Below are 26,743 nucleotides of genomic sequence, written 5' to 3'. Positions count from 1 at the left end.
CTTTACCCGCGCGGCGGGAAGATATAATTTTTCTATAGGTGATGCTTTTTTCTGATAGGGGTGAGCGGTGAAATATCTTCCCAAATTGAACCAGCTGCAGGCGCTACGGCAGGTGGCGCGTAGCGGCAGCATCCGCTCGGCGGCGCGTGAACTGGGGCAATCGCAGCCGGCGCTGAGCCGGACATTACGTGAGCTGGAGCAAATCCTCGGCACGCAACTTTTTCTGCGCAGCAAAGAAGGCGTCGCCCTGACCGAAGCGGGAATCGCTTTCTTACAGCGCGCGGAGTGGGTGCTGGAGGAGCTGCGGCGCGCGGCGGATGAGGTGGAACAGATAAACCATGTCACCCACGGTCGGCTGACGGTCGGTTTTTCGTCGCTGATAGCCCTGACGGTGTTTCCGCAGGTGGCCGAAGGATTTAAGCAAGCGCTGCCGCAGGTACAGATGACGGTGAAAGAGGGGCAGCTTTCGTCGCTGCTGCCGGGTGTCCGCAGCGGAGAGATTGACCTGGCGATCGGTTCGGTCGACCCGATGCATCCGCCGGAAGGGGTGATGCTGGAACCGCTGTTTACCGCGCCGTTCTGCGTCATCGCGCGCAAGGGGCATCCGCTGGCCCAGGAGAGCGATCTGCTGGCGCTGCGTAAAGCCCGCTGGCTGCTGCCGGAGTCGCCGATGGGTTACTATCAGCAGCTACAAAACGAGCTGATTCACTTTTATCGCCAGGTGTCGATTACCCCGCTGCGCACCGACTCGGTGATTGTCGGCTTGCAGATGGTACTGGAATCCGATTATCTGACCATCGTCGCGCGCGCCATGAGCCAGCCGCTGCAGCTTGGCGATAAGCTGGTCACGCTGCCGGTATCCACGCTCCCGGCGGCGCAGTATTGCGCGGTATGGTCGCAAAAATCGGCGCTCACCGCCAATGCCCGGCTGTTTCTCAATCGACTGCGAAGCGCCTGTCAGCGCTACGCCTGGTAAAACGGCGGCTCGCCAGCTGGCTGAGGGCGCAGCACAGCAAATAGTAAACCGCGCCGGTAAAGACGAATATCGCCAGCGGATAGATTTGCACCCGGTTATTGACCTGCCCGGCGACGGTGGTGAGTTCCGGCACGTTGACGATAAACGCCAGCGAGGTGTCTTTCAGCAGGCCGATAAAAATGCCGACCAGCGACGGCTGGACGTTGCGCAGCGCCTGCGGCAGCAGGATTAAGCGTAGCGTCTGGCCGGGGGCGAATCCCTGCGTCAGCGCCGCTTCATGCTGGCCGCCGGGCAGGGCGCGCAGCCCCGCCAGCACCGAGTGCATCACCGAGGCGGCGGTGAACCACGCCAACGCCAGCGTGACCGTCACCGCGCCCGGCAGATCGCCGCCGGTCATCATCGGCAGCAGATACCATAGCCAAAAAATAACGAAGATCAGCGGGATACCGCGAATAATTTCCGCCCACAGGAACAGCAGACGACGGACCGCTCCGCCGTAGCGCCAGGCGGCGCAGGCCAGCAGGATCCCACCCGGTAGCGCCAGCGCGGTTGCACCGATGGCCATCAGTAAGGTGAGCGCCACGCCGCCGGGTTGGCCTTCCGCCAGCCGTCCCCACAGCAGATAATCAAGGTTGTCGGCGATCACCGCGAGGTTAGCGTTCATGTTGTGCGCTCCGTGGCTGACGATATCCCGGACCGAAGCGCGTCAGCGCCAGCCCCATAGCGATACCCAGCGCCAGATACAGTGCGGTGCCGATAGCAAAGGCCTCCAGCGCGTGGGCGTTATAGCTTTCGATTTGCCGCACCTGATAGGTGAGTTCGGCAAAGCCGATACCGCTGGCCAGCGAAGAGAGTTTCATCAGGTTCAGGTACTGGCCGACAATCGGTTGCCAGGCGTTGGCCAGCCCCTGCGGTAGCAGAATAAAACGTAATTCCCCCCACGGGCTAAATCCCTGCGACAGCGCCGCTTCGCGCTGGCCGTGGCTGACGGCGCGCAGTCCGGCGGCAATCTCCTCCACCAGAAATGCCGAGGTAAATACGCCGAGCCCCCACATTGAGCAGAGAAATTCCGGCGTCAGCCACCAGACGTCGCCCGGTAGAATCGACCAGCTATGGGAGTCGTTGATAAAATCGCGCGCCGCCAGCGGCAGCAGGTTCCAGGCGGCGAAGTACCAGAACAGCAGTTGAACCAGCAGCGGCGTATTGCGAAACAGCGATACCCACGCCGCCACCAGCCAGCGGCCGGGGCGTCCGCCGCCGAGACGCAGGGCCAGCAGCAGCACCGCCAGCGCGGTGGCCAGCAGTATCCCGGCCACGCTGACCCAGACGGTAGTGAGAAAACCGGAGATAATCCACTGTAGCGGCTGGCCGCTAAGTACGCCATGCCAGTCGAGAATCGCCATCACTCAATGCTCTCCTGATGCAGCGGGTCGAGCACCTTCTGCAGAAAACGGCGGGTACGCGCATGCTGCGGGCGGGCGAAAAATTCCGCCGGCGGCGCGGTTTCGAGGATTTCGCCACCGTCGATAAACACCACCCGATCGGCGATTTCGCGGGCAAACTGCATCTCGTGAGTGACCACCACCATGGTGATGCCGCTGTGGGCCAGGGCTTTCATCACCTGCAGCACTTCGCCGATCATCTCCGGATCCAGCGCCGAGGTCGGTTCATCGAACAGGATGATTTGCGGCGAGGAGGCAAGGGCGCGGGCGATGGCGACGCGCTGCTGCTGGCCGCCGGAGAGCTGAGCGGGCATCTGCCGCGCTTTATCCGTGAGACCGACCTGGGTGAGTAATTCCAGCGCCCGCTTTTGGGCGGCATCGTGTTGCCAGCCGTGCACGCGCTCCAGCGCGAGGGTAATATTCTCCTGCGCCGTCAGGTGAGCGTAGAGATTGAACTGCTGAAAAACGAAGCCGACCCGGCTGCGCAATTGGCGCAGCGCGCTGCCGGTCAGGCGGCGGGTCGGTTTGCCATCGATGAGGATCTCGCCGCCGCTTAACGATTCAAGCTGGTTGATCAGGCGGATCAGCGTTGATTTACCCGATCCTGATGGCCCGAGGATCGCCACCACTTCGCCGGGATTGACCGTTAAATTAACGCCGTTAAGTACCTGATGATCGCCGTAGCGTTTAACCACGTCGCGAAAGGTAATACTGGCCTGCTGCAGATGCGAGAAATCCGCGGCTGAAGCCGCGGAGCGTGAAAATAAGGCGGAAAACATCAGGGTTATTTCGCTTCTATGGTAAAGGCGCGCGGCTGCGGAGAGGCGGTGCCAGGGCCAAACCAGGTGTCGTAGATTTTCGCCGCCTGGCCGGATTTTTCCAGCTTAACCAGCTCGTCGTTTACCGCTTTCAGCAGCGCCGGTTCGCCTTTTTTCACGCCGACGCCAATCTCTTCTTTGCTCAGCAGGTCCGGCAGAATTTTAAAGTTGGCTTTATCCGGCGCGCCCGCCAGCAGCCCGGCGAGAATGGTGCTGTCCTGGGTAATCGCCTGCACGTTGCCGTTTCGCAGGGCGGTCAGCGCCAATGGAATATCGTCATAGGAGAGTACCCGCGACTGCGGGAAGCGCTGGTGCAGCGCCTGTTCGCCGGTGGTACCTTTTACCGCGCCGATGCGCGCTTTGCTGTAGTCATCCAGTTTATCCGGCGACTTAGCCGGAACCAGGAACTGCTGGCCGGTCACAAAGTAGGGCGTTGAGAAATCAATTACCTGCGCGCGCTCCGGGGTAATGGTGATATCGGCGACGATCAGGTCGGCCTTACCGGACTGCAACAGCGGAATACGGTTAGCCGGGTTAGTGGCCACCAGCTCAAGCTTGACGCCAAGAGATTTTGCCAGAGCTTGCGCGAAATCGACGTCGTAACCCACCAGCTGATGGGTTTTAGCATCCACGGAACCAAACGGCGGGTTGGCGTCGAAGGTGGCGACCTTCACCACCCCGGCGGCTTTGATATCGGCTAACTGGTCGGCCTGCGCCTGGGTGGCCAGCAGCAGCGCGCCCAGCGCAAAAGCGATTTTGGTATAAGTTTTATGCATCATCATTCCCCTGAATCCCTGTTTTGTTTTGTGTTTATCACGCTCCCACAAAAGCGCCTCGTCCGGCAAAGAAGAAAAAATTCTTATCTATAACCAAAATCTCTTAATAAAAATGGGGGTATTGCTGTTAACCAAATCGCTTTTACAGGAAGGGGTTAGTCACCGAAGCGCAGCGGCGAATATGCATCTTCCAGGATTACAAATTCGGAATTGATATTTCCCGCCCGTCGGCGATTGTGGTTGAAATAACAACAACGCAAACCCGACCGATGGAGGAGAAATGAAAGTAGCGCTGTGGCAACGGATTACCGGCTGGCTGGCTTTTTTATCTAACGGAGAAGCCGGGCAGCAAGATGGTCAACGGATGATGGAGGCGATCTTGCCGGTCGCCAGCCTGTATGGCGTGGATCTCGGCAACGTGGAAACCCGGTGGTTTCGCCATGACAAAACATACTGAGCGGCGCTGGACGCGCGAAGCCTACTGGAACGAGGTGTGCTCTGTGTAGCCGAAGGCTGCTTGCGGTTGCGGTAAAAAGGAGAGGCTCCGCAGCCCAAGCAGCTTTAAACCCGGTCCCCAAAGCCTGTTGGTCCTGTTTTTTCCCTCCCCGTTTTGCAATTTCCCCGCCGTCACGGTATAAATGACCTTCATTTGGATGTTTAGACGTCCATACATAAAGAAGGCAATATGCAAACAACATCACAACAACAAGGTGGGCAACTTAAGCGCACCATGAAAACGCGCCACCTGATTATGCTCTCGCTGGGCGGCGTCATTGGCACAGGGTTATTCTTCAATACCGGCTATATTATCTCGACCACCGGCGCGGCGGGCACGCTGCTGGCGTATCTGATCGGCGCGCTGGTGGTCTGGCTGGTGATGCAGTGTCTTGGCGAACTGTCGGTGGCGATGCCGGAAACCGGCGCCTTTCACGTGTATGCCGCGCGTTATCTTGGCCCGGCGACCGGCTATACCGTGGCGTGGCTCTACTGGCTGACCTGGACCGTGGCGCTCGGCTCGAGCTTTACCGCCGCCGGATTCTGTATGCAGTACTGGTTCCCGCAGGTGCCGGTGTGGGTCTGGTGCGTGATTTTCTGCGCGGTGATTTTCGCCCTGAATGTTATCTCTACCCGCTTCTTTGCCGAAGGCGAATTCTGGTTCTCGCTGGTCAAAGTGATCACCATCATTGCTTTTATTATTCTCGGCGGCGCGGCCATCTTCGGCTTTATTCCGCTGACTGACGGTTCACCGGCGCCGGGGCTGCATAACATCACCGCCGAAGGCTGGTTCCCTCATGGCGGCCTGCCGATCCTGATGACCATGGTGGCGGTGAACTTCGCTTTCTCGGGCACCGAACTTATCGGCATCGCCGCCGGCGAGACGCAAAACCCGCATCAGGTGATACCGGTCGCGATCCGCACCACTATTGCCCGGCTGATTATTTTCTTTATCGGCACCGTTTTCGTGCTCGCGGCGCTGATCCCGATGCAGCAGGCGGGGGTGGAAAAAAGTCCGTTCGTACTGGTGTTTGAAAAGGTCGGTATTCCTTATGCGGCGGATATTTTTAACTTCGTGATCCTGACCGCGATTTTGTCGGCGGCCAACTCCGGCCTGTATGCCTCCGGACGGATGCTGTGGTCGCTATCAAATGAGAAGACGTTGCCAGCCTGCTTTGCCAAAGTGAATAAACGCGGCGTGCCGCTAACCGCGCTGTCGGTGAGCATGCTGGGCGGCGTGCTGGCGCTATTTTCCAGCGTAGTCGCGCCGGATACGGTGTTTGTTGCGCTGTCGGCGATTTCCGGTTTTGCGGTGGTCGCGGTATGGCTGAGCATCTGCGCGTCGCATTTTGTCTTCCGCCGCCGCCATCTGCAGCAGGGCAAAGCGTTAAGCGAGCTGCACTATCGCGCGCCGTGGTATCCGCTGGTGCCGGCGCTGGGGTTTGTCCTCTGCCTGGTGGCCTGCGTGGGGCTGGCCTTTGACCCAAGCCAGCGTATTGCGCTGTGGTGCGGGATCCCGTTCGTCGCGCTGTGTTATGGTGCTTACTATCTGACTCGTACACGGAAATTAACTCAGGAGCCGCAACATGCCGCAGAATAATCCGCTAACCGCTATCCTTGAAACGCAACCGTTCGTGCTGCTGGATGGCGCGATGGCGACGGAGCTGGAAGCGCGCGGCTGCAATCTGGCCGATAGTTTATGGTCGGCGAAGGTACTGCTGGAAAACCCGCAGCTGATCCGCGATGTGCATCTCGACTATTTCCGCGCTGGCGCACAGGTGGCGATCACCGCCAGCTATCAGGCAACACCGGCAGGCTTTGCCGCCCGCGGACTGGATGAGGCGCAGTCGAAGGCGCTGATAGGTAAAAGCGTCGAGCTGGCGCGTAAAGCCCGCGAGGCGTATCTGGCGGAAAACCCGCAGGCGGGAACGCTGCTGGTGGCCGGGTCGGTCGGGCCATATGGCGCTTATCTGGCGGATGGCTCTGAGTATCGCGGCGATTATCAGCGCAGCGCGGAGGCGTTTCAGGCGTTCCACCGCCCGCGCGTCGAAGCGCTGCTGGATGCCGGGGCGGATCTACTGGCCTGTGAAACGTTGCCGTCGTTTGCCGAAATCACGGCGCTGGCGGCGCTGCTGCGTGACTACCCGCGCGCCCGCGCCTGGTTCTCGTTGACCCTGCGCGATGCCGAACATCTCAGTGACGGCACGCCGCTGCGCGAGGTTGTTGCGGTATTGGCCGATAATCCTCAGGTGCTGGCGCTGGGGATTAACTGTATCGCGCTGGAAAATACCACCGCCGCGCTGCAGCACCTGCACAGTCTGACGTCGCTGCCGCTGGTGGTCTATCCTAACTCCGGCGAGCACTATGATGCGCTGACCAAGACCTGGCATCATCACGGCGAAGCCTGCGCGACGCTTGCGGCCTATCTGCCGCAGTGGCTGGCGGCTGGCGCCAGGCTGATTGGCGGCTGCTGTCGCACCACGCCGCAGGATATCGCCGCGCTGGCGGCGGGCCGCTAACACCTGTATTTCTTTCCCCCCGGATGGCGGCGCTCCGCGCCTGATCCGGGCTACCAGTACCGCGAGCCGGGGGAACCCATTTCTTTAATCCCTGTTTTTAACTATCTAATCCCGATTTTCTTCTAAAAACGATTCGCTATTAGGCAGAATTTTTAATTACTTCATCTCCACGCTGATGCCGGAAATACTGCACCCATAACAACTAAGGGGAAGCAGACACTATGGCATTCACATCGCGAATTACTCTTCTGGCGGCGCTGGCTTTCGCTGCCTTCCAGGCTCAGGCGGTTAACGTCACCGTCGCCTATCAAACCTCCGCTGAACCGGCGAAAGTCGCCCAGGCGGACAACACCTTCGCCAAAGCCAGCGGCGCTACCGTTGACTGGCGTAAATTCGACAGCGGCTCCAGCATCGTACGCGCGCTGGCCTCAGGCGATGTGCAAATCGGCAACCTCGGTTCCAGCCCGCTGGCGGTGGCCGCCACTCAGCAGGTACCGATTGAAGTGTTCCTGCTGGCCTCAAAGCTTGGTAATTCCGAAGCGCTGGTGGTGAAGAAAGATATCACTAAGCCGGAAGATCTGATTGGCAAACGCATTGCGGTACCGTTTATTTCGACCACCCACTACAGCCTGCTTTCCGCGCTGAAACATTGGGGAATCAAACCGGGCCAGGTACAGATTATCAACCTGCAGCCGCCGGCGATTATTGCCGCCTGGCAGCGCGGCGATATCGATGGCGCTTACGTGTGGGCGCCAGCCGTTAACGAACTGGAAAAAGAGGGTAAGGTGCTGACCGACTCCGCGCAGGTGGGACAATGGGGCGCGCCGACCCTGGATGTCTGGGTCGTGCGTAAAGACTTTGCCGAGCAGCATCCGGAAATCGTGAAAGCTTTTGCTAAAAGCGCCATCGACGCGCAGCAGCCCTATATCGCCAACCCGGATGCGTGGCTGAAGCAGCCGGAAAATCTCAGCAAGCTGTCGCGACTGAGCGGCGTGCCGGAGGCGGATGTACCGGTGTTAGTCAAAGGCAATACCTATCTTACCGCCGCCCAGCAGGCGCAGGAGCTTAACGGCCCGGTGAACCAGGCGATTATCGATACCGCGAAATTCCTCAAAGAGCAGGGGAAAGTGCCGGCCGCAGGAACCGACTATAGCCAGTTCGTTACCGACCGTTTCGTGAAATAAAAGGAGGCTCTGATGCTGCAAATCTCGCATCTTTCCGCTGATTATGGCGGTAAACCAGCGCTGGCGGATATCAACCTGACGCTGGACAGCGGCGAACTGCTGGTGGTGCTGGGCCCCTCCGGCTGCGGCAAAACCACGCTGCTGAACCTGATTGCCGGATTCGTGCCCTATCAGCACGGCAGCATCACCCTTGAAGGCCGCCGCATCGACGGGCCGGGCGCCGATCGCGGCGTGGTGTTTCAAAATGAAGGCCTGCTGCCGTGGCGCAACGTGCTGGATAACGTCGCGCTGGGATTACAGCTGGCGGGGGTTGAAAAGACCCAACGCCGGGAAATCGCCGCGCAGATGTTAAAAAAAGTCGGCCTGCAGGGGGCGGAAAAACGCTTTATCTGGCAGCTTTCCGGCGGCCAGCGTCAGCGCGTCGGTATTGCGCGCGCGCTGGCGGCGGATCCGCAGCTTTTGCTGCTGGATGAGCCCTTCGGCGCGCTGGATGCCTTTACTCGCGAGCAGATGCAAACCCTGCTGCTGCGCCTGTGGCATGAAACCGGCAAGCAGGTGCTGTTGATTACCCACGATATCGAAGAGGCGGTATTTATGGCCAGCGAGCTGGTGCTGCTGTCGCCGGGGCCGGGGCGGGTGCAGGAACGCCTGCCGCTGGAGTTTGGCCGCCGTTTTGTCGCCGGTGAATCCTGCCGCAGCATTAAATCGGATCCGCAATTTATCGCCCAGCGCGAATATGTGCTTAGCCGGGTGTTCGAACAACGGGAGGCTTTCTCATGAGCGTGGTCCTCAATGATAAACCGCGCCAGCGCGCGCTGAAGTGGCGCTGGCCGCTTTCACGGCAGCTGACCCTTAGCGTAGCGACGCTGGCAGTATTGCTGGCTATCTGGTGGGCGGTGACCGCGTTGCAGCTGATTAGCCCGTTGTTTTTACCCTCGCCGTGGCAGGTATTGCAGAAGCTACTGACCATTGCCGGGCCGCAAGGCTTTATGGACGCGACCCTGTGGCAGCATCTGGCGGCGAGCCTGACGCGTATCGCCATCGCGCTGGTACTGGCGGCGATCGTCGGCGTACCGGTGGGGATCGCCATGGGATTGAGCCCAACGGTACGCGGGATCCTCGACCCGCTGATCGAACTGTATCGTCCGGTACCGCCGCTGGCGTGGCTGCCGCTGGTGATCATCTGGTTCGGCATTGGCGAAACACCGAAAATCTTACTGATCTATCTGGCGATTTTCGCTCCGGTAGTGATGTCGACGCTGGCGGGGGTAAAAAGCGCGCAGCAGGTCCGCGTTCGCGCCGCGCAGTCTTTAGGGGCCAGTCGCGCTCAGGTGCTGTGGCTGGTGATCCTACCGGGCGCGCTGCCGGAAATTCTCACCGGCCTGCGCATTGGCCTTGGCGTCGGTTGGTCGACGCTGGTGGCGGCGGAGCTGATTGCCGCCACTCGCGGCTTAGGTTTTATGGTGCAATCCGCCGGTGAATTCCTGGCGACCGATGTGGTGTTAGCCGGGATCGCGGTGATTGCGATAATCGCATTTGTTCTGGAACTGGGACTGCGCGCGTTGCAGCGCCGCCTGACGCCCTGGCATGGAGAAGTACAATGAGTGAACGTCTGAGCATTACCCCGTTGGGACCGTATATTGGCGCGCAGGTGGCCGGAGCCGATTTGACCCGTCCGTTAAGCGACAATCAGTTTGAGCAGCTATACCACGCGGTGCTGCGCCATCAGGTGGTGTTCCTGCGCGAGCAAAATATCACCCCGCAACAGCAGCGCGATCTGGCGTTACGTTTTGGCGATTTGCATATCCATCCGGTCTATCCGCATGCGCCGGGCGTTGACGAAATTATCGTGCTGGATACCCATAACGATAATCCGCCGGACAACGATAACTGGCATACCGACGTGACCTTTATCGACACGCCGCCGGCAGGGGCGATTCTGGCGGCGAAGGAGTTACCTTCTACCGGCGGCGATACCTTGTGGACCAGCGGTATTGCCGCCTGGGAGGCGCTCTCTGAACCGTTTCGCCAACTGTTGAGCGGGTTACGCGCGGAGCACGATTTCCGCAAATCGTTCCAGGAGTACAAGTACAACAAGACGGAAGCGGAGCATCAGCGCTGGCGCGAGGCGGTGGCGAAGAACCCGCCGCTGTTGCACCCGGTGGTACGTACCCATCCGGTAACCGGTAAGCAGGCGCTGTTTGTCAATGAAGGGTTTACCACCCGCATTGTGGATGTCAGCGAGAAAGAGAGCGAGGCGCTGCTGAACTTCCTGTTTGCTCACGTCACTAAACCGGAATTCCAGGTGCGCTGGCGCTGGCAGCCGAACGACGTGGCGATTTGGGATAACCGGGTGACGCAGCATTACGCTAACGCCGACTATCTGCCGCAGCGGCGCATCATGCACCGCGCGACAATTCTTGGCGATAAGCCGTTCTACCGGGCGGGATAAACGGCTAGAGATGCGCGCCGATGTAGCGCTGGTAGCGGTTGGCTTTCAGGTAGGTTAAATCCACCAGTACCAGCCCATCGACGCAGTGATTAAAGTGCGGGTCGCTGCCGAAATCGATAAACTGCACGCCGCCCGGCTCGCACACTTCCGAGTACTGTTTATACAGCGGCGGGATGCCGCAGCCGAGGTTACCGAGCAGCGACTTCAGCCGCGTCAGGTCTTCGGTGTAATCCTTGCCGCCAAACTGCGCCAGCACGTCGGGTAGCGAAGCTGGGTAGGGGCGGCGGGATTTGGCCAGCGGATGCGTCGCCGGAAACCATAAGCGGTAGAAGGCGACCAGCAAATCGCGGGCATCGGGCGGCAAGCCGCCGGAAATCGAGACCGGTCCAAAAAGATAGCGATAGTGCGGATTACGCGCCAGCCAGGCGCCGATGCCTGACCAGAGATAATCCAGTCCGCGGCGCCCCCAGTAGCGCGGCTGAATGAAGCTGCGCCCCAGTTCAATCCCGTGCTGCAGAATATCGTCCATCCGCGCGTCGTAGTGGAACAGGCTGTAGCTGTAGATGCCCTCCAGTCCCCGTTTTTCCAGTTGCATGGCGGTAGGCATAAAACGGTAGGCGCCGACGATCTCCAGATCTTCTTCATCCCATAAAATCAGGTGCAGGTAGTCATCATCGTAGCTATCGATATCGCGGCGTTTGCCGCTGCCTTCGCCGACCGCCCGGAAGGCGATCTCCCGCAGACGGCCCAGTTCGCGTAGCAGCGGCGCCTCTTCCTGACCGTTGCGCTGCCATAGATAAATCAGCTTACCGTCCGCGGTTTTGCCCAGACATTCGGTTTTTGCCAGCTCGCGTTTGAGCAGCGCGCGGTCTTCCGGGCGGGCGATCGCGCTTTCGCTTTTAAACAGGCCGGGATGTCCTTTACCGAGGCGCTCGACGTGGCGGTAGCAGCGGTCCGCCAGTTCGCGGGCGGAAAGCGGCGGCTGATGCCACGATGACCACGCGATTTGCTGGCCAATGCGTAACGGCAAGCTGCTATCGCGGCGGCGAAACATCTGCTGCATTAATAGCAGCAGCGGCAGATTCTCGGAGAGCAGGGCGCTGGCGTAGAACAGCGGGCTGTTGTGGGCGCGGATCCAGGCCGGCAGCAGCGGCGCGCGGTATTTCGCCGCCAGCTTGATGAAGCCGGGATGCCATTTTTTATCACGGATGCCGCGGCGGGTCAGACGCGAGACTTCCCCCGCCGGGAAGAAGATCAGCACGCCGCCCTGCTGAAGCTGTTGATCCATCTGCTGCAGCGCCGCTTTGGCGGTACGGCCGTTGATATTATCCACCGGAATAAACAGCGAGCTCAGCGGTTCAAGATGGGTCAGCATGCGGTTAGTGACGACTTTGACATCGCGCCGTACGCGGGAGACCGCATAGAGCAGAGCGAGTCCATCAAGCGTTCCGGTCGGATGGTTGGCGATAATCACCAACGGGCCATGTTCGGGGATTTGTTCAAGGTCATGCGCCGGGATAGCGCAGCGGATATTGAGATGTTCGAGGACCTGTTCGACCGTATCCAGTCCTTTCAGGTGACGATGGCGGGCGGCAAATTGCTGGAACTCTTCTTCATGTAGAAGCTTTTTCAACACCTTTTTCTGCCAGGGGGCGGGCCTTGCCTGAGGCCACAGGTCATCGAGAACGTTGTCGAGACTAAACATAGTGACTCCTCCTCTGTCCTGCCCAGACAGTAGAAGGCGCAGATGTCGTTCAGATTACAATTCGGTGAAGATTCGGTCTCAGCAGGTGAGGTTTCCCGGATAGCGGCGCGATGCGCCTTATCCGGGCGACCCGCAGCGCCGTTTTTTTGTCGGGTGGCGGCTACGCCTTACCCGACCTACAGTCCGTGCCATTGCGCGCTGCAGAGCTCTACCGTTGTATCCATGGCTACTGAAACTGCCGGTGTTGGTGGCCTCAAAATCGCTGAGACGTTCCCGGCAGGCCGGGGCAGCCCGCATGGATGCGGGCTGAGGGCCGTGATTTGCAGGGACGCTGCCTCGGCCCGACCCGAAGCCTGTAGGGATAAGTCGAAGGAACCACGAAGTGGCGATTTTGGCGGCCAGAGCCCGGGGGTACAGGGGGCGGCGGCGACTGGCCGCCCCCTGTGCGCTCCCTATGCCATGAGAGACATAACGCAGAAGACATTTCGGGAGCGCAATGTGCCCGGAAACAGCATAGAACAACCGTTTCTCCAGGAATGAAACAGTTGCAAACTGATAATAATATCTACGATTTGGAATTTGGTTGGTAGCCCCGGTAAGCGTTAGCGCCACCGGGGAGAGGGAAGGTTTAACGCAGGATTTTTTTCTCGGCCAGATCGAGGGCGAAATAGCTGAAGATCAGGTCCGCGCCTGCGCGTTTAATTGCGCCAAGGCTTTCCAGCACCACTTTCTCTTCGTCGATAGCGCCAGCCTGCGCGGCAAATTTGATCATCGCGTACTCGCCGCTGACCTGATAAGCGCCGAGCGGCAGGTCGGTGCGCTCGCGGATATCACGCAGGATATCCAGATAGGCGCCAGCCGGTTTAACCATCAGGCAGTCCGCGCCCTGCGCTTCATCGAGCAGCGACTCGCGGATTGCCTCGCGACGGTTCATCGGGCTCATCTGGTAGGTTTTACGATCGCCTTTCAGCGCGGTACCGGCGGCTTCACGGAACGGGCCGTAGAACGATGAGGCGAATTTGGTCGAGTAGGACATAATTGCGGTATTGGTAAAGCCTGCGGCATCCAGCGAACGGCGGATCGCCTGTACCTGGCCGTCCATCGCGGCGGAAGGCGCGATGAAATCAGCGCCGGCGGCCGCGGCGACAACCGCCTGCTTACCGAGGTTTTCCAGAGTCGCATCGTTATCGACGCCGTGCTCGCACAGCACGCCGCAGTGGCCGTGCGAGGTATATTCGCAGAAGCAGGTATCGGACATGACGATCATTTCCGGCACCGCCTGTTTGGCGATACGGGTCATGCGCGCCACCAGACCGTTTTCATTCCAGGTATCGCTACCGGTCGCGTCGGTATGATGGGAGATGCCAAAGGTCATCACTGAACGAATACCGGCGTTGGCGATGCGCTCAATTTCGCGCGCCAGATGTTTTTCCGGAATACGCATGACGCCAGGCATCGCTTCGATGGCTTTGTAATCGTCAATTTCTTCTTCAACAAAGATCGGCAACACCAGGTCGTTCAAACTCAGTGTTGTCTCTTCAAACATGGCGCGCAGCGAGGCGGATTGACGCAGGCGGCGTGGGCGAGTGATTAAATCTGTCATGGTTTGCCTGATTTTGTGAAATGAAAGAAGGTAGTGTACCGCAAACGACAGCGGGATGTTTCGCCAAAACGATCCTTAACAATCAGTGGCAAAACATCCCGCAACGATTACTGGCTGGCGGTTTCCATATTCGGCTGCACGCCGCTTAAGGCGCTGACGAGGTCGTTGACGCCGTCGCTCATGGCGCTGAAGCGGGTCAACGCGGAACGGGTCACAACCACGAAGACTCCGACGTTAGCCTGCGGGTTCATCGCCATATAGGTAATAAATCCGCCGCCGCCGCCGGTTTTCTGAATAATACCCGGATGGCCGTTTTTCGGCTTCATGTAAACCCAGCCCAGACCCAGCGCATCGGCTTTACCCGGGACATCCATGCCAATCACTCTGGTGAGCTGGGTACGTTGATAAATCAGCGTCTGCATGCGATCGGCCTGCTGGCCGCGGGTATAGAAATCTGAAGAGAGGAACTGCTGCATCCAGCGCATCATATCGCCCGGCGTCGAATACACACCGCCGCTGCCGATGGCCGCGAGGGTGTTATTACACGGGCTGGCGCCTTTCTCCGCCACCATCAGGCGCTGACACTGGTCCGGCGATGGCGTAAAGGTGGTGTCCTTCATGCCGAGCGGGCGGGTGATTTGTTCTTCAAACAGCTGCGGGTAAGGCTTACCGGCGGCGGTCGATAGCGCATCGGCTAGCAGGTCGAAGGCCAGGTTGGAATAGGCCGCCTGCGAACCCGGCGTGGTTTTAAGCGTTGCCGTCGACAGCCAGTTCCAGCGCTGCTGGCGGGTCGGCCAGACGAAAACCGGGCGATGCGCCGCGCCGCCCGGCTGCTCGCGCGGCAGGGCGCTGGTGTGGGTCGCGAGATTGACCAGCGTAATCGGTACACCCTGGTAGGTTGGCACGCGCGCGCCAGGCGGGGCGTATTTACTCAGCGGATCGTCAAGCTTAACCACTCCCTGATCGAGCAGTTTCACCAACATTTCACTGGTCATCAGCTTACTCAGAGAGGCGATACGGATAACGGAATCCAATTGTGGATGCTGATTATTACCCGGACGGGTTTCGCCGAAGCTGCGGAATACGCGCTGGTTGCCGTCAATAACCACCATCGCCATGCCGGTGGCGCCGCTGCCGTAATAAATATGTTCGGCGAAGCGGTCGACCACATCAGAAGTAAATACCGGATCAACGCTCGGCTGAACCGCCTGGGCTGAGGTCCACGACGCCGCGCACAGCGCAGCAAAAATGAGCAAACTACGTTTCAACGGAGGCATCCATCGTTTATTAGGGGAATATACACCGTATTTATACTACGAAGTCGCGGCGAGCAAAGTGGGAATAACGACAATATTTCACAGAAAAGCGTAACGGTGCGTAAAAATGACTTTTTTCCGCTTTCAGATATCTGCTTTTCCGCCTGACGCGTATGATTAAGCTCTTATTCATCTTATAAAAGAGAGTGGTGATGGCATCTCAACGGGTTCTGATGGTAGTGGATATGCAAAACGGCGTATTCGAGACGCCGCGTATCGATCGCGAACGCTGCGTGGCGCAAATCAATCGCCTGATTCACGCCGCCGATAGCGTTATTTTCATTCAGCACGCTGAAGCGGGCGGCCTGGAAGAGGGAAGCGAGGGGTTTGCGCTGCTGCCTGAACTGGCGCAACCCGCCGGGGCGCGCTACGTCACCAAAACGGCCTGTGATGCATTTTATAAAACCGATCTTGAACAGGTGCTGCGCGAGAGCGGAACTCACGATTTTGTTATTTGCGGCTGCGCGACCGATTATTGCGTCGATACCACCATCAAAAACGGCGCCAGCCGCGGCTATGCCATCACCATCGCCGAAGATGCCCATACCACCGCTAACCGCGCCGCCGCCGAAGCCAAAACGCTGATCGCTCACTATAACGAGGTGTGGCGGACCTTCATCCTCCCTGGTAATCCTTTACGCGTGAAACCCGTAGAAACAATTCTTGCCGAATGGCAGACGAACTAAGTCGCTGATATCCGGTCTCATCATGGGTCCGCTTTACTTCGCCGCCGCGCGTTGCGGCGGGCGTACGTGTGGTACACAGCAAAAACAGAACGATAAGAAGTTAGCAGGAGAGTACGATGTTTAAAGCTTTTTTCCCCAAACCGGGGCCGTTTTTTATTTCTGCCTTTATCTGGTCGCTGCTGGCGGTGATCTTTTGGCAGGCGGGCGGCGGCGACTGGCTGCTGCGGATAACCGGCGCATCGCAGGATGTCGCCATCAGCGCGGCGCGGTTCTGGTCGCTCAACTATCTGGTGTTTTACGCGTATTACCTGTTCTGCGTCGGCGCCTTCGCGCTGTTCTGGTTTATCTATAGCCCGCATCGCTGGCAATACTGGTCTATTCTCGGCACCTCGTTGATTATTTTTGTCACCTGGTTTTTGGTGGAAGTTGGGGTGGCGATCAACGCCTGGTATGCGCCGTTCTATGATTTGATTCAGAGCGCGCTGGCCACGCCCCATAAGGTCAGCATCAATCAGTTCTACCACGAGATTGGTATTTTTCTCGGTATCGCGCTGATTGCGGTGGTGATTGGCGTGCTGAATAACTTCTTCGTTAGCCATTATGTGTTCCGCTGGCGTACCGCGATGAACGAACACTATATGGAACACTGGCAGCATCTGCGCCATATCGAAGGTGCCGCTCAGCGTGTGCAGGAAGACACCATGCGCTTCGCCGCGACGCTTGAAGATATGGGCGTAAGCTTTATTAATGCGGTCATGACCCTGATCGCCTTCCTGCCGGTGCTAGTTTCGCTGTCGGCGCATGTGCCGGACCTGCCGATCGTTGGTCATTTACCGTATGGACTTGTGATCGCCGCTATCGTGTGGTCGCTGATGGGAACCGGGCTGCTGGCGGTGGTCGGGATCAAGCTGCCGGGCCTGCAATTTAAAAACCAGCGGGTAGAAGCCGCCTATCGTAAAGAGCTGGTGTATGGCGAGGATGACGCCAACCGCGCCACGCCGCCGACCGTGCGCGAGCTGTTCAGCGCGGTGCGCCACAACTACTTCCGTCTCTATTTCCACTATATGTATTTCAATATCGCCCGTATTCTTTACCTGCAGGTGGATAACGTTTTCGGCTTGTTCCTGCTGTTTCCGTCGATTGTCGCCGGTACGATTACGCTCGGCCTGATGACCCAGATCACCAACGTGTTCGGCCAGGTACGCGGCTCGTTCCAGTATCTGATTAGTTCGTGGACCACGCTGGTGGAACTGATGTCCATCTATAAACGTCTGCGCAGCTTTGAGCGCGAACTGGATAACAAAGGGCTGCAGGAAGTCTCTTCAACCGTTAATTAATGAATGCAAGGAAGGTTTATGGCGCAGGTTTCTCGCAGTGTTTCACTCTCTTTAACGCTGCTGGCCGGGTTGGTGCTGAGCGCCTGTACCAGCCAGCAGGCGCCTAAGTTGAAAGAAGGCGAGAAGCCGGTGGATGTCGCCGCCGTGGTGCGGCAAAAAATGCCCGCTAGCGTCAAAGACCGCGAGGCCTGGGCGCAGGCGATTGCCAAAACCTTTGACAGCCAGAAGCTGGCGCCGACGGAAGAAAATGTCTGTTCGGTGCTGGCGGTCGCCCAGCAGGAATCAAATTATCAGGCCGATCCGGCGGTGCCGGGGCTAAGCAAAATAGCCTGGCAGGAAATTGACCGCCGGGCGGAGAAAATGCATATCCCGGTATTTCTGGTGCATACCGCGCTGAAAATCACCTCGCCGAACGGTAAAAGTTACAGCGAGCGCCTCGATAACGTCAAAACGGAAAAACAGCTGAGCGCGATTTTTGATGACTTCATTGGCATGGTGCCGATGGGCCAGAAGCTGTTCGGCTCCCTCAATCCGGTGCATACCGGCGGGCCGATGCAGGTAAGCATCGCCTTTGCCCAGCAGCATACCGACGGTTACCCATGGAAAATGGACGGCACCGTGCGCCAGGAAGTCTTCAGCCTGCGCGGCGGGTTGTGGTTTGGCACTTATCACCTGCTGAACTACCCGGCCAACTACAGCGTGCCGCTGTACCGCTTTGCTGATTTCAATGCCGGTTGGTATGCCAGCCGTAACGCCGCCTTCCAGAATGCGGTGGTTAAAGCCACCGGCGTTAAGCTGGCGCTGGATGGCGATCTTATTCGCTATGACAGCGATGAACCCGGAACGACTGAGCTGGCGGTGCGCCGTTTAGCCGGGCAGTTGGGGATGAGCGATGGCGATATCCATCGTCAACTGAAGAAAGGGGATAGCCTGGCGTTTGAAGAGAGCGATTTGTATAAGAAAATATTCAAAATCGCCGAGAAAAAGGCCGGGAAAACGCTTCCGCGCGAGATGTTGCCAGGGATCCAGCTTGAGAGCCCGAAAATCACCCGCAATCTTACTACCGCGTGGTTTGCTAAGCGGGTCGACGATCGCCGCGCCAGCTGTATGGCGCGTCGTTAACGGTTATGGTACCAGCGCAGGATAAGCCCCAGCGCGCCGACCAGCAGGCTACCAAACAGGAATGGAATTAAACCGAACAGGGTACCGACGCCGAGCCCGATTTCAATACGCGGGCGGTTGGTATCCTGAATCTGAATGAGATGTTCGAATACGCCAGGCGCGTGTACCAGCATGCTCAGCATTTGCGCGCCGGCCCAGATGCACAGCAGAACAAAAAGCGCGTAGGCAATGTTACCGCTGGTGATCGATACCTTCTTTTTGTTGCTCCCCATCAGCGTCTTTGAAAACGTAAATTCAGCCATATAAACCTCCGCAACACCTGTTCCGCTGGTTTTTCCCCCAGCTCTATAGACAGGAATTCTGGCAGCGCCGGTCGTTTCCCTGTATCAGATTGCTGGTAATTTCTGCCAGGAATAATCCTGTTTTGACAAAACTGTCGGCGGGCCCGCATTGCCCCAAAAGGGAGAGCGGCTTCGCATTGTGCGCACAATCTTGTTGGCGCGGCGGGCGGCTATGCGATGATGTTTTTTTTCTGCAGGAGTCGTTATGAAGCTGACCGACAAAATCCGCCGTGACTGGCACTACTACGCGTTTGCGCTGGGGTTAATTTTTATTCTCAATGGCGTGGTAGGGCTGCTGGGGTTTGACGCGCAGGGCTGGCAATCTTATGCCGTCGGTCTGGCGACGTGGGTCGTGAGCTTCTGGCTGGCGGGATTTGTTATTCGCCGCCGTCCGGCAGAAGAGGCGTAATAACGACGTGGTAGCCCGGGTAAGGCGGTACGCCGCTACCCGGGAAAGAGGCTTAGTTCATTGAGGTTTTCAGCGCGCGGTCGGCGGCGTGGCGCTCCAGCGCCAGCTCGATCAGGCGGCTTATCAGGCTGGTGTAATCCAGACCGCTGGCCTGCCACAGCTTCGGATACATACTGATGTTGGTAAAGCCCGGTAGCGTGTTGATTTCGTTGATCACCACCTCGTTATCTTCCGTCAGGAAGACGTCAACGCGGGCCATTCCGCTGCAGCCGAGCGTTTGGTAAGCGCGGACGGCGATATCGCGGATTTTGTCGTTGATCTCCGGGGCGATGGCTGCCGGAACCACCACCTGCGCGCCTTTATCATCAATATACTTGGTATCGTAGGCATAGAATTCGCTATTGAGTACGATCTCCCCGCAGGTGCTGGCCTCGGGATAATCATTGCCCAGCACGGCACATTCGATTTCACGGCCCTTAATCCCTTGTTCAACCACCACTTTATGGTCGAATTCAAAGGCTAACGCGATGGCCTGCAGATACTCTTCTTCGCTCTTCACTTTGCTGACGCCGACGGAAGAACCCTGGTTCGCGGGCTTCACAAACAGCGGTAGCCCCAGCTTCGCTTTGATATCGGCAAAGCTGAACTGCTGGCGGTTGGCGCGAGTCAGGGTGATGAACGGCGCAATCGACAGACCGGCATCGCGTAGCAGGCGTTTAGTGACGTCTTTGTCCATGCAGGCGGCGGAGCCCAGCACATCGGATCCGACGAACGGCAAATTCGCCATCCGCAGCATTCCCTGCAGCGAGCCATCTTCGCCAAGGGTGCCGTGAACAATCGGGAAGATGACGTCGATGGCCGCCAGCGGCTGGCCGCTATCGGCGTTGATCAACTGATGGGCATCGCGACCGGGAATTTGCGCCAGCGTCACGTCCGATGGGCGCAGCGCGATATGGGCGGGATCCTGCGGGTTCAGCAGATAGTTGCTGGCATCGTTGATATGCCAAAGCCCCTGTTTATCGATTCCCAGCAGCACAACATCAAAGCGCGTTTTATCAATTGCTTCGACGATATTTTTGGCTGACTGCAGCGACACTTCATGTTCTGCCGACTTACCGCCAAAAACGATCCCAACCCTCATTTTAGCCATTTCAACTTCCATCCTGATTACATCAAAACACATAACATAGCATGTGTTTTAGCGAGATGGCTGCCTGAATCTTTACCCTTTGCCGCAGAGGGTTAAATGCTGCGCATTCGCCGCTATGCGCCGGTGTGCGTCAGCACATCGCACTGACGAAAATGCGGTTATCTTCGATTATGTTTGTCTACTCCGCGGTCAGGGCGATAAAACACCAAACTCGCGGCATGCGCATCTCTGGTACTACGTGCGAAGACGGAAATTGCTAAGCTAGGTAATAATTAACGAAACACTAATGAATACGCGTAGTTATGGAATCCTGGAAGGTTAATCTCATTTCTGTCTGGTTCGGCTGCTTTTTCACCGGACTCGCCATCAGTCAAATTCTGCCCTTCTTACCGCTGTATGTCTCTCAGTTGGGCGTTACCTCACACGAAGCGCTGTCGATGTGGTCGGGCTTGACCTTTAGCGTCACGTTCCTGGTGTCGGCGATTGTCTCGCCGATGTGGGGGAGCCTGGCAGACCGCAAAGGGCGCAAACTCATGCTGCTGCGCGCCTCCCTTGGCATGGCGATAGCCATTTTACTGCAGGCTTTTGCGACCAACGTTTGGCAGCTATTTATTTTGCGGGCGGTAATGGGGCTGACCTCAGGCTATATACCCAACGCCATGGCGCTGGTGGCCTCGCAGGTGCCGCGTGAACGCAGCGGTTGGGCGCTGAGTACCCTCTCGACAGCGCAGATAAGCGGCGTGATCGGCGGCCCGCTGCTCGGCGGTTTTCTTGCCGACCACGTCGGCCTGCGGGCGGTGTTTTTCATTACCGCGATTTTACTGACGGTCAGCTTCCTTGTGACGTTATTTCTGATTAAAGAAGGCGCCCGGCCGCAAATAAGCAAAGCCGAGCGTCTGAGCGGCAAAGCGGTCTTTGCTACGCTAACGCATCCGGGGCTGGTGATTAGCCTGTTTTTCACAACCTTGGTTATCCAGTTGTGTAACGGCTCTATCGGGCCGATTCTGGCGTTATTTATCAAGTCGATGGCGCCAGACAGCAACAACATCGCGTTTCTGGCGGGGATGATTGCCGCCGTACCGGGCATTTCGGCGTTGATTTCCGCACCTCGGCTGGGAAAACTCGGCGATCGCATCGGGACGTCGCGTATTCTGCTGGCGACGTTATGTTGCGCGGTGGTGATGTTCTTTGCGATGTCGTTCGTGACTTCGCCGCTGCAGCTCGGGGTATTGCGCTTCCTGCTGGGCTTTGCCGACGGCGCGATGTTACCGGCGGTCCAGACGCTGCTCTTGAAATACTGCAGCGATAACGTCACCGGGCGTATTTTCGGTTATAACCAGTCATTTATGTATCTGGGTAATGTCGCCGGGCCGCTCATTGGCGCTTCGGTCTCGGCAATGGCGGGTTTCCGCTGGGTGTTTATTGCCACTGCGTTGATTGTCCTGATTAATATCTGGCAACTGGCGATTATGTTACGCCGTAGCCGCCGCGCGGCCGTTTAAATAAAAATATTGGGCGCTCATAAGGGCGCCTTATATTAATCAGCTGATATAGCTATTAACCATTACCTTTAGTTATCCTTAAATAGTGCGACGCATATTCCATTTTATTATTTACTATTAAATTTGGTTATAGAATTATCTTTTGGCTATTAATAATAGGGGCTTTACCTTTGTTGCCTGGCGGTAATAAAAACGTTTCGCTGAATATTATTGCAGGAATAACCCTATTATTTGAAAATAATTCTGGTATCGATATGCCGATGTATGACATAACTAGGCCATTATGGATGTTGCTTAAGGATAATGCGTAATGAAAAATCTCATTGCCGAGCTGTTGGTCAATCTGGCGCAAAAAGAAGAAGAGGCAAAAGAACTGACGGTACAGGTTGAGGCGCTGGAAATTGTCGTCACCGCGCTGCTGCGCCATATGGCTGAGGATGCGCAGCAACGTTTGATTCAGGATATCGAAACCGCAATGGAGCAGGTAAAGCCCGGGCCGCTGGTGGACGACCGTGACACCCAGCTTCTGCAGCAATATATAAAAAAGCTGCTCCGGCATCCTCGTAACTAATCATGTGACCAGTAAGGATGCTGTCATTTTTCTGTCACACCACTTTTATAAAGTCTCCCTCGTTTTGTTTTTTAAGTATTTTTTACATGGAGACGACAAAGTGAAATTATCTGCCCTCTTTATTGCCCTGTTACCGCTGCTGGCTCCCCCGGTTATTCATGCGCAAACCACTTCTTCGCCGGTGTTGGAAAATCGCGCGGCGCAGGGCGATATCACGACCCCAGGCGGCGCGCGCCGTTTAACGGGCGATCAGACCGAAGCGCTGCGCGCTTCGTTAATCAATAAACCGGCGAAAAATATTATTTTGCTCATTGGCGATGGTATGGGCGATTCAGAAATTACCGCCGCACGAAATTATGCAGAAGGCGCCGGCGGTTTCTTTAAAGGTATTGATGCCCTGCCGCTGACGGGCCAATATACCCATTATTCTCTGGATAAAAAAACCGGCAAACCGGATTACGTGACGGATTCCGCCGCTTCGGCAACCGCGTGGACCACCGGCGTGAAAAGCTATAACGGCGCGCTGGGCGTTGATATCCACGAAAAAGATCATCAGACCATCCTTGAGCTGGCGAAAGCCGCGGGTTTTGCCACCGGCAATGTCTCGACGGCTGAACTGCAGGATGCGACGCCGGCGGCGCAGGTTGCCCATGTGACCTCGCGTAAATGCTATGGTCCCAGCGTGACCAGCGAAAAATGCGCCAGCAACGCGCTGGAAAAAGGCGGTAAGGGCTCTATCACCGAACAACTGCTGAATGCCCGTCCGGATGTCTCTTTAGGCGGCGGGGCGAAGACCTTTGCTGAAACGGCGACCGCGGGGGAGTGGCAGGGGAAAACCCTGCATGAGCAGGCGGTCGCTCGCGGCTATCAGATTGTGACCGACGCCGCTTCACTCGCCGCTATCAGCGAAGCAAATCAGGGTAAACCGCTGCTCGGTCTGTTCTCCGACGGCAATATGCCGGTGCGGTGGGAAGGCCCGAAAGCCTCTTATCACGGCAATATCGACAAACCGCCGGTAACCTGTACGCCAAACCCGAAACGCGATGCTTCCGTACCGACGCTGGCGCAGATGACCGAAAAAGCGATTGATCTCCTGAGCCGCAACGAGAAAGGTTTCTTCCTGCAGGTTGAGGGAGCGTCTATCGATAAACAGGACCATGCCGCAAACCCTTGCGGCCAGATTGGCGAAACCGTCGACCTCGATGAAGCGGTACAGAAAGCGCTGGAATTTGCCAAAAAAGAGGGCAATACCCTGGTTATCGTCACCGCCGATCACGCCCACTCCAGCCAGATTATCCCGGCAGACACCAAGGCGCCGGGCCTGACCCAGGCGCTGACCACTAAAGATGGCGCGGTAATGGTGATGAGCTATGGCAACTCTGAAGAAGAGTCAATGGAGCACACCGGTACCCAACTGCGCATTGCCGCATACGGACCGCATGCGGGCAATGTGGTGGGGCTCACCGATCAAACCGATCTGTTTTACACCATGAAAGACGCGCTGGGCCTGAAATAATCCGGCGCCGGTAATGAATTTGCGTTACCGGCTGGTTTTTTTGCTGATAGCGACCAGACTTACAGAGATCCACTAACAGAGGGATGGTGTGATGAAAATAACATTTCTGGTAACCCTACTTTTTGGTTTGGTCTTTGTTGCCGCGGTGAGTGCCGCAGATAAAACGTTAACGCCTCAGCAGCAGAAAATGAGCGTATGTAATACCGAAGCGGCGTCAAAGTCGCTGAAAGGTGATGAACGTAAAACCTTTATGAGCAATTGCCTGAAGAAAGATGCGCCAGCGGCCGGCAAGACGCTGACGCCTCAACAGCAGAAGATGAGCGCTTGTAGTAAAGAAGCGTCGTCGAAATCGCTGAAGGGTGACGATCGTAATAAGTTTATGAGTACCTGCCTGAAGAAATAAGATGACGGGTGGGGCGGCGCCTCACCCGTAGTCTCTTTAAGGCTTATCAGGAACGGCTCAGTTGCTCTGATTTTTCCATACACTTCGCCATTGCTTCGATAACGGCTGAACGGAAACCTTTTTCTTCCAGTACGCGAACCGCTTCAATGGTGGTGCCGCCCGGCGAGCAGACCATATCTTTCAGCGCGCCCGGATGTTCGCCGCTTTCCAGTACCATCTTCGCTGACCCCATGACCGCCTGCGCGGCGAATTTGTAGGCCTGCGCGCGCGGCATACCGCCGAGAACGGCGGCATCGGCCATGGCTTCGATAAACATAAAGACGTAAGCCGGCGCGGAACCGCTAACGCCAACCACCGGGTGAATCATTGGTTCGGCGATGGTTTCCGCCTGGCCGAAGCAGCGGAAAATGGTTAACACCTCGGCGATCTCTTCCGCGCTGACCAGCGCGTTTGGCGTTACGGAGGTCATCCCGGCGTTCACCAGCGACGGCGTGTTCGGCATGGCGCGAATAATTTTGCGATCGTGGCCCAGCGCCCGCGCCAGCTGATCCAGCGTGACGCCTGCGGCTATCGAAACCACCAGCGAATCTTTGTTCAGACTGGATGCGATATCGCTTAATACCTTGGTCATGATCCCCGGCTTCACCGCGCCGAAGACGATATCGGCGACCTGAGCGACTTCCTGTGCGCTTTCCGCCGCATTAATACCGTATTGGTCATGCAGGGCGGCAACTTTGTCCGGCGATGGGGTATAGACCCAGATTTGCGCCGGTTGCACTTGTCCGCTGGCGATCAGGCCGCCGAGAATGGCTTTACCCATGTTGCCGCAGCCGATAAAGCCAATTTTCTTATCCATTACCTTTCCCCTCTGCATTTTTCGTTACGATCCCACTAGCTTATCATCCTGGCGCTTTTCTGGGGGAGAAAAGCAGGCGACAATGTCGCAACCTTTGCCAACGACAGGAGCCGAAATGGCGATTTGGGTAGATGCGGACGCGTGTCCGAATGTCATTAAAGAAATTTTGTTCCGCGCCGCCGAACGCACGCAGACGCCGTTGACGCTGGTCGCCAACCAGTCGCTGCGGGTTCCGCCGTCGCGCTACGTCCGCGCGCTGCGGGTGGCACAGGGTTTTGATGTTGCCGATAACGAGATTGTCCGTCTCTGTGAACCGGGCGATTTGGTGATCACCGCCGACATCCCGCTGGCGGCGGAAGTGCTGGCGAAAGGGGGAGCGGCGCTGAATCCGCGGGGCGAGCGCTACAGTGAAGCGACCATTCGCGAGCGCCTGACGATGCGTGATTTTATGGAGACGATGCGGGCCAGCGGCGTACAGACCGGCGGCCCGGATAGTTTATCGCAGCGCGATCGGCAGTTATTTGCCGCCGAGCTGGAAAAGTGGCTGCTTGCGGTTAAACGTCAGCAGGATTAAACCCAGCTGTCGTCATCGCTACCGAAATCATCGTCATTGCCGAAGCCGGCGTCGAAATCGGAGTCAAGGGTGTTGTTGTCCGCCAGGAAAGGATCGTCCTGCTGGCGGAACGGATCCTCGGCGGCGTTATTATCCAGCGCCGGGCTGACGTCTTGTTGCTGCTGCGGCTGCTGTTCATCGATGATGTTCACAATCTCCTGAGGATGTGAACCACTGAACATATTGGTCAGCATATTGCCCAGCACCACGCCGCCTGCCACCCCGGCCGCGGTTTGTAGCGCGCCCGCCATAAAGCCGCCGCCGCTGCGCCCGGCCGCCTGCGGGGCATAGTTTTGCTGCGGCGCATACTGCGGTTGCGCGTTATTGGCCTGCGGGCGGCCATATTGCTCGGCCCCGGGAATCGGATCGGAGCCGCGGGACTGGCCGCCGCCGAACAGGCCCGACAGGAAGCCGCCGCTGCTCGGTTTTGCCGCCTGCAGCTGGCTAACCTGCGCCTCCAGCGCCTGAATGCGGTCGTTAAGCTGTTTGATAGCCGCTTCCTGAATCAGGATAGTTTGCGCCATATAGTACGGGGCCGCCGGCTGCTGGGTTACGTGCTGGGCAATCCGCTCCTCGGCGCTGGCGTCGCGCGATGCGCTGTGCGTCTCGGCCTCTTTTAAACGGGAAAACAGGCCATCAATAAGGCGTTGTTCTTCAGATTGCATGATACATTCCTCTGTCACACGGGTCATTTACCGTCAGAGTGCGACGGTCGGCCGGTGTTGTAAATATGTTGCAGCGTAAAGCTGTGCAGAAATGTGTTACCGTTTACGGCAAACGATGGATAAAAAATAATCCTTCGACTTTAAGTAAAGCTGGCATAACACTAAATGCAATGATAAGTTTACATGCGGAATCCATTCAAACTCTATGGTAAATAGGGTTCCCTAAAAAATGTAACGATTATTTTACGGTTATCGTGGCAGGCATTTGCAGGTATCATGGCGTACT

Annotated in this window: 28 protein-coding genes; 17 read left to right on the top strand and 11 right to left on the bottom strand. The window is 57.5% G+C overall.

All coding sequences use genetic code 11. From position 1 onward, the window contains the following. Window positions 1-67: 67 nt before the first annotated feature. Window positions 68-976, top strand: a complete 909-nt coding sequence (locus PGR10_RS17570; RefSeq protein ID WP_213794280.1) for a LysR substrate-binding domain-containing protein — start codon at window positions 68-70, stop codon at window positions 974-976. Here the strand turns inward: PGR10_RS17570 and PGR10_RS17565 are convergent. The 4 genes from PGR10_RS17565 to PGR10_RS17550 are packed head-to-tail and all read right to left on the bottom strand — an operon-like array spanning window position 936 to window position 4,012. Continuing rightward, entirely contained in the window at window positions 936-1,640 is a 705-nt protein-coding gene (locus tag PGR10_RS17565) for an amino acid ABC transporter permease (protein WP_213794279.1), read from the bottom strand. The genes PGR10_RS17570 and PGR10_RS17565 overlap by 41 nt on opposite strands. Then, window positions 1,630-2,382 (bottom strand): amino acid ABC transporter permease, encoded by a 753-nt coding sequence (locus tag PGR10_RS17560; RefSeq protein WP_162750172.1) that lies wholly within the window; start codon window positions 2,380-2,382, stop codon window positions 1,630-1,632. The genes PGR10_RS17565 and PGR10_RS17560 overlap by 11 nt, the downstream gene beginning before the upstream one ends. Continuing rightward, window positions 2,379-3,197 (bottom strand): amino acid ABC transporter ATP-binding protein, encoded by an 819-nt coding sequence (locus PGR10_RS17555; RefSeq protein WP_015368099.1) that lies wholly within the window; start codon window positions 3,195-3,197, stop codon window positions 2,379-2,381. Before PGR10_RS17555 ends, PGR10_RS17560 begins: the two co-directional genes overlap by 4 nt. A gap of 5 nt (window positions 3,198-3,202) precedes the next feature. Continuing rightward, a complete protein-coding gene (locus tag PGR10_RS17550) occupies window positions 3,203-4,012 on the bottom strand; it encodes an ABC transporter substrate-binding protein (protein ID WP_430923868.1) in 810 nt (269 codons plus the stop codon). A 280-nt stretch (window positions 4,013-4,292) separates the two neighbouring features. On the opposite strand from PGR10_RS17550, the gene PGR10_RS17545 reads away from it, so the two are divergent. The 7 genes from PGR10_RS17545 (at window position 4,293) to tauD (ending at window position 10,662) form a co-directional block, all read left to right on the top strand. Then, complete coding sequence (locus PGR10_RS17545) at window positions 4,293-4,469, top strand: hypothetical protein (RefSeq protein ID WP_015368101.1); 177 nt, start codon at window positions 4,293-4,295, stop codon at window positions 4,467-4,469. A 228-nt stretch (window positions 4,470-4,697) separates the two neighbouring features. After that, on the top strand, window positions 4,698-6,107 hold the full coding sequence (gene mmuP, locus PGR10_RS17540) for an S-methylmethionine permease (protein WP_113373717.1): 1,410 nt from the start codon (window positions 4,698-4,700) through the stop codon (window positions 6,105-6,107). Beyond that, window positions 6,094-7,026 (top strand): homocysteine S-methyltransferase, encoded by a 933-nt coding sequence (gene mmuM / locus PGR10_RS17535; protein WP_015368104.1) that lies wholly within the window; start codon window positions 6,094-6,096, stop codon window positions 7,024-7,026. Before mmuP ends, mmuM begins: the two co-directional genes overlap by 14 nt. A gap of 221 nt (window positions 7,027-7,247) precedes the next feature. Continuing rightward, complete coding sequence (gene tauA / locus PGR10_RS17530; protein ID WP_047042419.1) at window positions 7,248-8,210, top strand: taurine ABC transporter substrate-binding protein; 963 nt, start codon at window positions 7,248-7,250, stop codon at window positions 8,208-8,210. Between the two features lie 12 nt (window positions 8,211-8,222). Then, the gene (gene tauB / locus PGR10_RS17525; protein ID WP_045380937.1) at window positions 8,223-8,990 is read left to right on the top strand and encodes a taurine ABC transporter ATP-binding subunit; all 768 of its coding nucleotides are present in this window, start codon (window positions 8,223-8,225) and stop codon (window positions 8,988-8,990) included. Further along, entirely contained in the window at window positions 8,987-9,814 is an 828-nt protein-coding gene (tauC, locus tag PGR10_RS17520) for a taurine ABC transporter permease TauC (protein WP_020079520.1), read from the top strand. Before tauB ends, tauC begins: the two co-directional genes overlap by 4 nt. Beyond that, entirely contained in the window at window positions 9,811-10,662 is an 852-nt protein-coding gene (gene tauD / locus PGR10_RS17515; RefSeq protein WP_015704533.1) for a taurine dioxygenase, read from the top strand. The genes tauC and tauD overlap by 4 nt, the downstream gene beginning before the upstream one ends. A gap of 4 nt (window positions 10,663-10,666) precedes the next feature. On the opposite strand, the gene PGR10_RS17510 is transcribed toward tauD, so the two are convergent. The 3 genes from PGR10_RS17510 to ampH form a co-directional block, all read right to left on the bottom strand. Further along, on the bottom strand, window positions 10,667-12,367 hold the full coding sequence (locus PGR10_RS17510; protein WP_430923839.1) for a lysophospholipid acyltransferase family protein: 1,701 nt from the start codon (window positions 12,365-12,367) through the stop codon (window positions 10,667-10,669). A gap of 628 nt (window positions 12,368-12,995) precedes the next feature. After that, window positions 12,996-13,970 carry a porphobilinogen synthase gene (gene hemB, locus PGR10_RS17505; protein WP_015704537.1) on the bottom strand — a complete coding sequence of 325 codons (975 nt, stop codon included), beginning with the start codon at window positions 13,968-13,970 and terminating at the stop codon, window positions 12,996-12,998. Window positions 13,971-14,077: 107 nt separating this feature from the next. Beyond that, the gene (gene ampH, locus PGR10_RS17500; RefSeq protein ID WP_020079517.1) at window positions 14,078-15,238 is read right to left on the bottom strand and encodes a D-alanyl-D-alanine-carboxypeptidase/endopeptidase AmpH; all 1,161 of its coding nucleotides are present in this window, start codon (window positions 15,236-15,238) and stop codon (window positions 14,078-14,080) included. A gap of 221 nt (window positions 15,239-15,459) precedes the next feature. On the opposite strand from ampH, the gene PGR10_RS17495 reads away from it, so the two are divergent. The 3 genes from PGR10_RS17495 to PGR10_RS17485 all read left to right on the top strand — a co-directional run bounded on the left by PGR10_RS17495 (window position 15,460) and on the right by PGR10_RS17485 (window position 18,431). Further along, complete coding sequence (locus PGR10_RS17495; protein WP_183269041.1) at window positions 15,460-15,972, top strand: isochorismatase family protein; 513 nt, start codon at window positions 15,460-15,462, stop codon at window positions 15,970-15,972. Window positions 15,973-16,088: 116 nt separating this feature from the next. After that, entirely contained in the window at window positions 16,089-17,309 is a 1,221-nt protein-coding gene (gene sbmA / locus PGR10_RS17490; protein ID WP_046884025.1) for a peptide antibiotic transporter SbmA, read from the top strand. An 18-nt stretch (window positions 17,310-17,327) separates the two neighbouring features. Next, window positions 17,328-18,431 (top strand): DUF1615 domain-containing protein, encoded by a 1,104-nt coding sequence (locus PGR10_RS17485; RefSeq protein ID WP_271031988.1) that lies wholly within the window; start codon window positions 17,328-17,330, stop codon window positions 18,429-18,431. On the opposite strand, the gene PGR10_RS17480 is transcribed toward PGR10_RS17485, so the two are convergent. Beyond that, on the bottom strand, window positions 18,428-18,733 hold the full coding sequence (locus PGR10_RS17480; RefSeq protein ID WP_015704540.1) for a DUF2755 family protein: 306 nt from the start codon (window positions 18,731-18,733) through the stop codon (window positions 18,428-18,430). The genes PGR10_RS17485 and PGR10_RS17480 overlap by 4 nt on opposite strands. A 244-nt stretch (window positions 18,734-18,977) precedes the next feature. Here PGR10_RS17480 and PGR10_RS17475 point away from each other — a divergent pair, with 244 nt between their 5' ends. After that, window positions 18,978-19,181, top strand: a complete 204-nt coding sequence (locus PGR10_RS17475; RefSeq protein ID WP_015368030.1) for a DUF2754 family protein — start codon at window positions 18,978-18,980, stop codon at window positions 19,179-19,181. 52 nt (window positions 19,182-19,233) lie between these two features. On the opposite strand, the gene ddlA is transcribed toward PGR10_RS17475, so the two are convergent. Then, entirely contained in the window at window positions 19,234-20,331 is a 1,098-nt protein-coding gene (ddlA, locus tag PGR10_RS17470) for a D-alanine--D-alanine ligase (RefSeq protein ID WP_113373721.1), read from the bottom strand. A gap of 302 nt (window positions 20,332-20,633) precedes the next feature. On the opposite strand from ddlA, the gene PGR10_RS17465 reads away from it, so the two are divergent. The 4 genes from PGR10_RS17465 (at window position 20,634) to PGR10_RS17450 (ending at window position 24,323) form a co-directional block, all read left to right on the top strand. Next, complete coding sequence (locus tag PGR10_RS17465; protein ID WP_087860419.1) at window positions 20,634-21,833, top strand: multidrug efflux MFS transporter; 1,200 nt, start codon at window positions 20,634-20,636, stop codon at window positions 21,831-21,833. Window positions 21,834-22,143: 310 nt separating this feature from the next. Further along, window positions 22,144-22,404: an anti-adapter protein IraP gene (gene iraP / locus PGR10_RS17460; protein ID WP_015368026.1), complete on the top strand. Its 261-nt coding sequence runs from the start codon at window positions 22,144-22,146 to the stop codon at window positions 22,402-22,404. Between the two features lie 100 nt (window positions 22,405-22,504). Beyond that, window positions 22,505-23,920, top strand: coding sequence for an alkaline phosphatase (gene phoA / locus PGR10_RS17455; RefSeq protein WP_087860418.1), 1,416 nt, complete (start codon window positions 22,505-22,507; stop codon window positions 23,918-23,920). A 91-nt stretch (window positions 23,921-24,011) separates the two neighbouring features. Beyond that, on the top strand, window positions 24,012-24,323 hold the full coding sequence (locus PGR10_RS17450) for a PsiF family protein (RefSeq protein WP_045390969.1): 312 nt from the start codon (window positions 24,012-24,014) through the stop codon (window positions 24,321-24,323). Window positions 24,324-24,369: 46 nt separating this feature from the next. Here the strand turns inward: PGR10_RS17450 and proC are convergent, their stop codons facing one another. After that, window positions 24,370-25,179, bottom strand: coding sequence for a pyrroline-5-carboxylate reductase (proC, locus tag PGR10_RS17445; protein WP_015368023.1), 810 nt, complete (start codon window positions 25,177-25,179; stop codon window positions 24,370-24,372). 115 nt (window positions 25,180-25,294) lie between these two features. Here proC and PGR10_RS17440 point away from each other — a divergent pair, with 115 nt between their 5' ends. After that, window positions 25,295-25,753, top strand: coding sequence for a YaiI/YqxD family protein (locus tag PGR10_RS17440; RefSeq protein WP_015368022.1), 459 nt, complete (start codon window positions 25,295-25,297; stop codon window positions 25,751-25,753). Here PGR10_RS17440 and PGR10_RS17435 read toward each other — a convergent pair. After that, window positions 25,750-26,457 carry a DUF2076 domain-containing protein gene (locus tag PGR10_RS17435; RefSeq protein ID WP_047078667.1) on the bottom strand — a complete coding sequence of 236 codons (708 nt, stop codon included), beginning with the start codon at window positions 26,455-26,457 and terminating at the stop codon, window positions 25,750-25,752. The two genes, PGR10_RS17440 and PGR10_RS17435, sit on opposite strands and share 4 nt — an antisense overlap. Window positions 26,458-26,743 lie beyond the last annotated feature (286 nt).

It is taken from the genome of Klebsiella sp. 141198 (genome assembly GCF_050600785.1).
Classification (GTDB): Bacteria; Pseudomonadota; Gammaproteobacteria; order Enterobacterales; family Enterobacteriaceae; genus Klebsiella; species Klebsiella aerogenes.
Note: the sequence above shows the minus strand (reverse complement) of the source record. Positions and strands in the feature narration are given on the sequence as shown.

Excerpts from the sequence above, each read along its gene's own strand:
- PGR10_RS17565 (WP_213794279.1), bottom strand. The coding sequence starts at position 1,640 with ATGAACGCTAACCTCGCGGTGATCGCCGACAACCTTGATTATCTGCTG.
- PGR10_RS17555 (WP_015368099.1), bottom strand. The coding sequence starts at position 3,197 with ATGTTTTCCGCCTTATTTTCACGCTCCGCGGCTTCAGCCGCGGATTTC.
- PGR10_RS17550 (WP_430923868.1), bottom strand. The coding sequence starts at position 4,012 with ATGCATAAAACTTATACCAAAATCGCTTTTGCGCTGGGCGCGCTGCTG.
- PGR10_RS17545 (WP_015368101.1), top strand. The coding sequence starts at position 4,293 with ATGAAAGTAGCGCTGTGGCAACGGATTACCGGCTGGCTGGCTTTTTTA.
- mmuP (WP_113373717.1), top strand. The coding sequence starts at position 4,698 with ATGCAAACAACATCACAACAACAAGGTGGGCAACTTAAGCGCACCATG.
- mmuM (WP_015368104.1), top strand. The coding sequence starts at position 6,094 with ATGCCGCAGAATAATCCGCTAACCGCTATCCTTGAAACGCAACCGTTC.
- tauA (WP_047042419.1), top strand. The coding sequence starts at position 7,248 with ATGGCATTCACATCGCGAATTACTCTTCTGGCGGCGCTGGCTTTCGCT.
- tauB (WP_045380937.1), top strand. The coding sequence starts at position 8,223 with ATGCTGCAAATCTCGCATCTTTCCGCTGATTATGGCGGTAAACCAGCG.
- tauC (WP_020079520.1), top strand. The coding sequence starts at position 8,987 with ATGAGCGTGGTCCTCAATGATAAACCGCGCCAGCGCGCGCTGAAGTGG.
- tauD (WP_015704533.1), top strand. The coding sequence starts at position 9,811 with ATGAGTGAACGTCTGAGCATTACCCCGTTGGGACCGTATATTGGCGCG.
- PGR10_RS17510 (WP_430923839.1), bottom strand. The coding sequence starts at position 12,367 with ATGTTTAGTCTCGACAACGTTCTCGATGACCTGTGGCCTCAGGCAAGG.
- hemB (WP_015704537.1), bottom strand. The coding sequence starts at position 13,970 with ATGACAGATTTAATCACTCGCCCACGCCGCCTGCGTCAATCCGCCTCG.
- PGR10_RS17495 (WP_183269041.1), top strand. The coding sequence starts at position 15,460 with ATGGTAGTGGATATGCAAAACGGCGTATTCGAGACGCCGCGTATCGAT.
- sbmA (WP_046884025.1), top strand. The coding sequence starts at position 16,089 with ATGTTTAAAGCTTTTTTCCCCAAACCGGGGCCGTTTTTTATTTCTGCC.
- PGR10_RS17485 (WP_271031988.1), top strand. The coding sequence starts at position 17,328 with ATGGCGCAGGTTTCTCGCAGTGTTTCACTCTCTTTAACGCTGCTGGCC.
- PGR10_RS17480 (WP_015704540.1), bottom strand. The coding sequence starts at position 18,733 with ATGGCTGAATTTACGTTTTCAAAGACGCTGATGGGGAGCAACAAAAAG.
- PGR10_RS17475 (WP_015368030.1), top strand. The coding sequence starts at position 18,978 with ATGAAGCTGACCGACAAAATCCGCCGTGACTGGCACTACTACGCGTTT.
- ddlA (WP_113373721.1), bottom strand. The coding sequence starts at position 20,331 with ATGGCTAAAATGAGGGTTGGGATCGTTTTTGGCGGTAAGTCGGCAGAA.
- PGR10_RS17465 (WP_087860419.1), top strand. The coding sequence starts at position 20,634 with ATGGAATCCTGGAAGGTTAATCTCATTTCTGTCTGGTTCGGCTGCTTT.
- iraP (WP_015368026.1), top strand. The coding sequence starts at position 22,144 with ATGAAAAATCTCATTGCCGAGCTGTTGGTCAATCTGGCGCAAAAAGAA.
- PGR10_RS17450 (WP_045390969.1), top strand. The coding sequence starts at position 24,012 with ATGAAAATAACATTTCTGGTAACCCTACTTTTTGGTTTGGTCTTTGTT.
- proC (WP_015368023.1), bottom strand. The coding sequence starts at position 25,179 with ATGGATAAGAAAATTGGCTTTATCGGCTGCGGCAACATGGGTAAAGCC.
- PGR10_RS17440 (WP_015368022.1), top strand. The coding sequence starts at position 25,295 with ATGGCGATTTGGGTAGATGCGGACGCGTGTCCGAATGTCATTAAAGAA.
- PGR10_RS17435 (WP_047078667.1), bottom strand. The coding sequence starts at position 26,457 with ATGCAATCTGAAGAACAACGCCTTATTGATGGCCTGTTTTCCCGTTTA.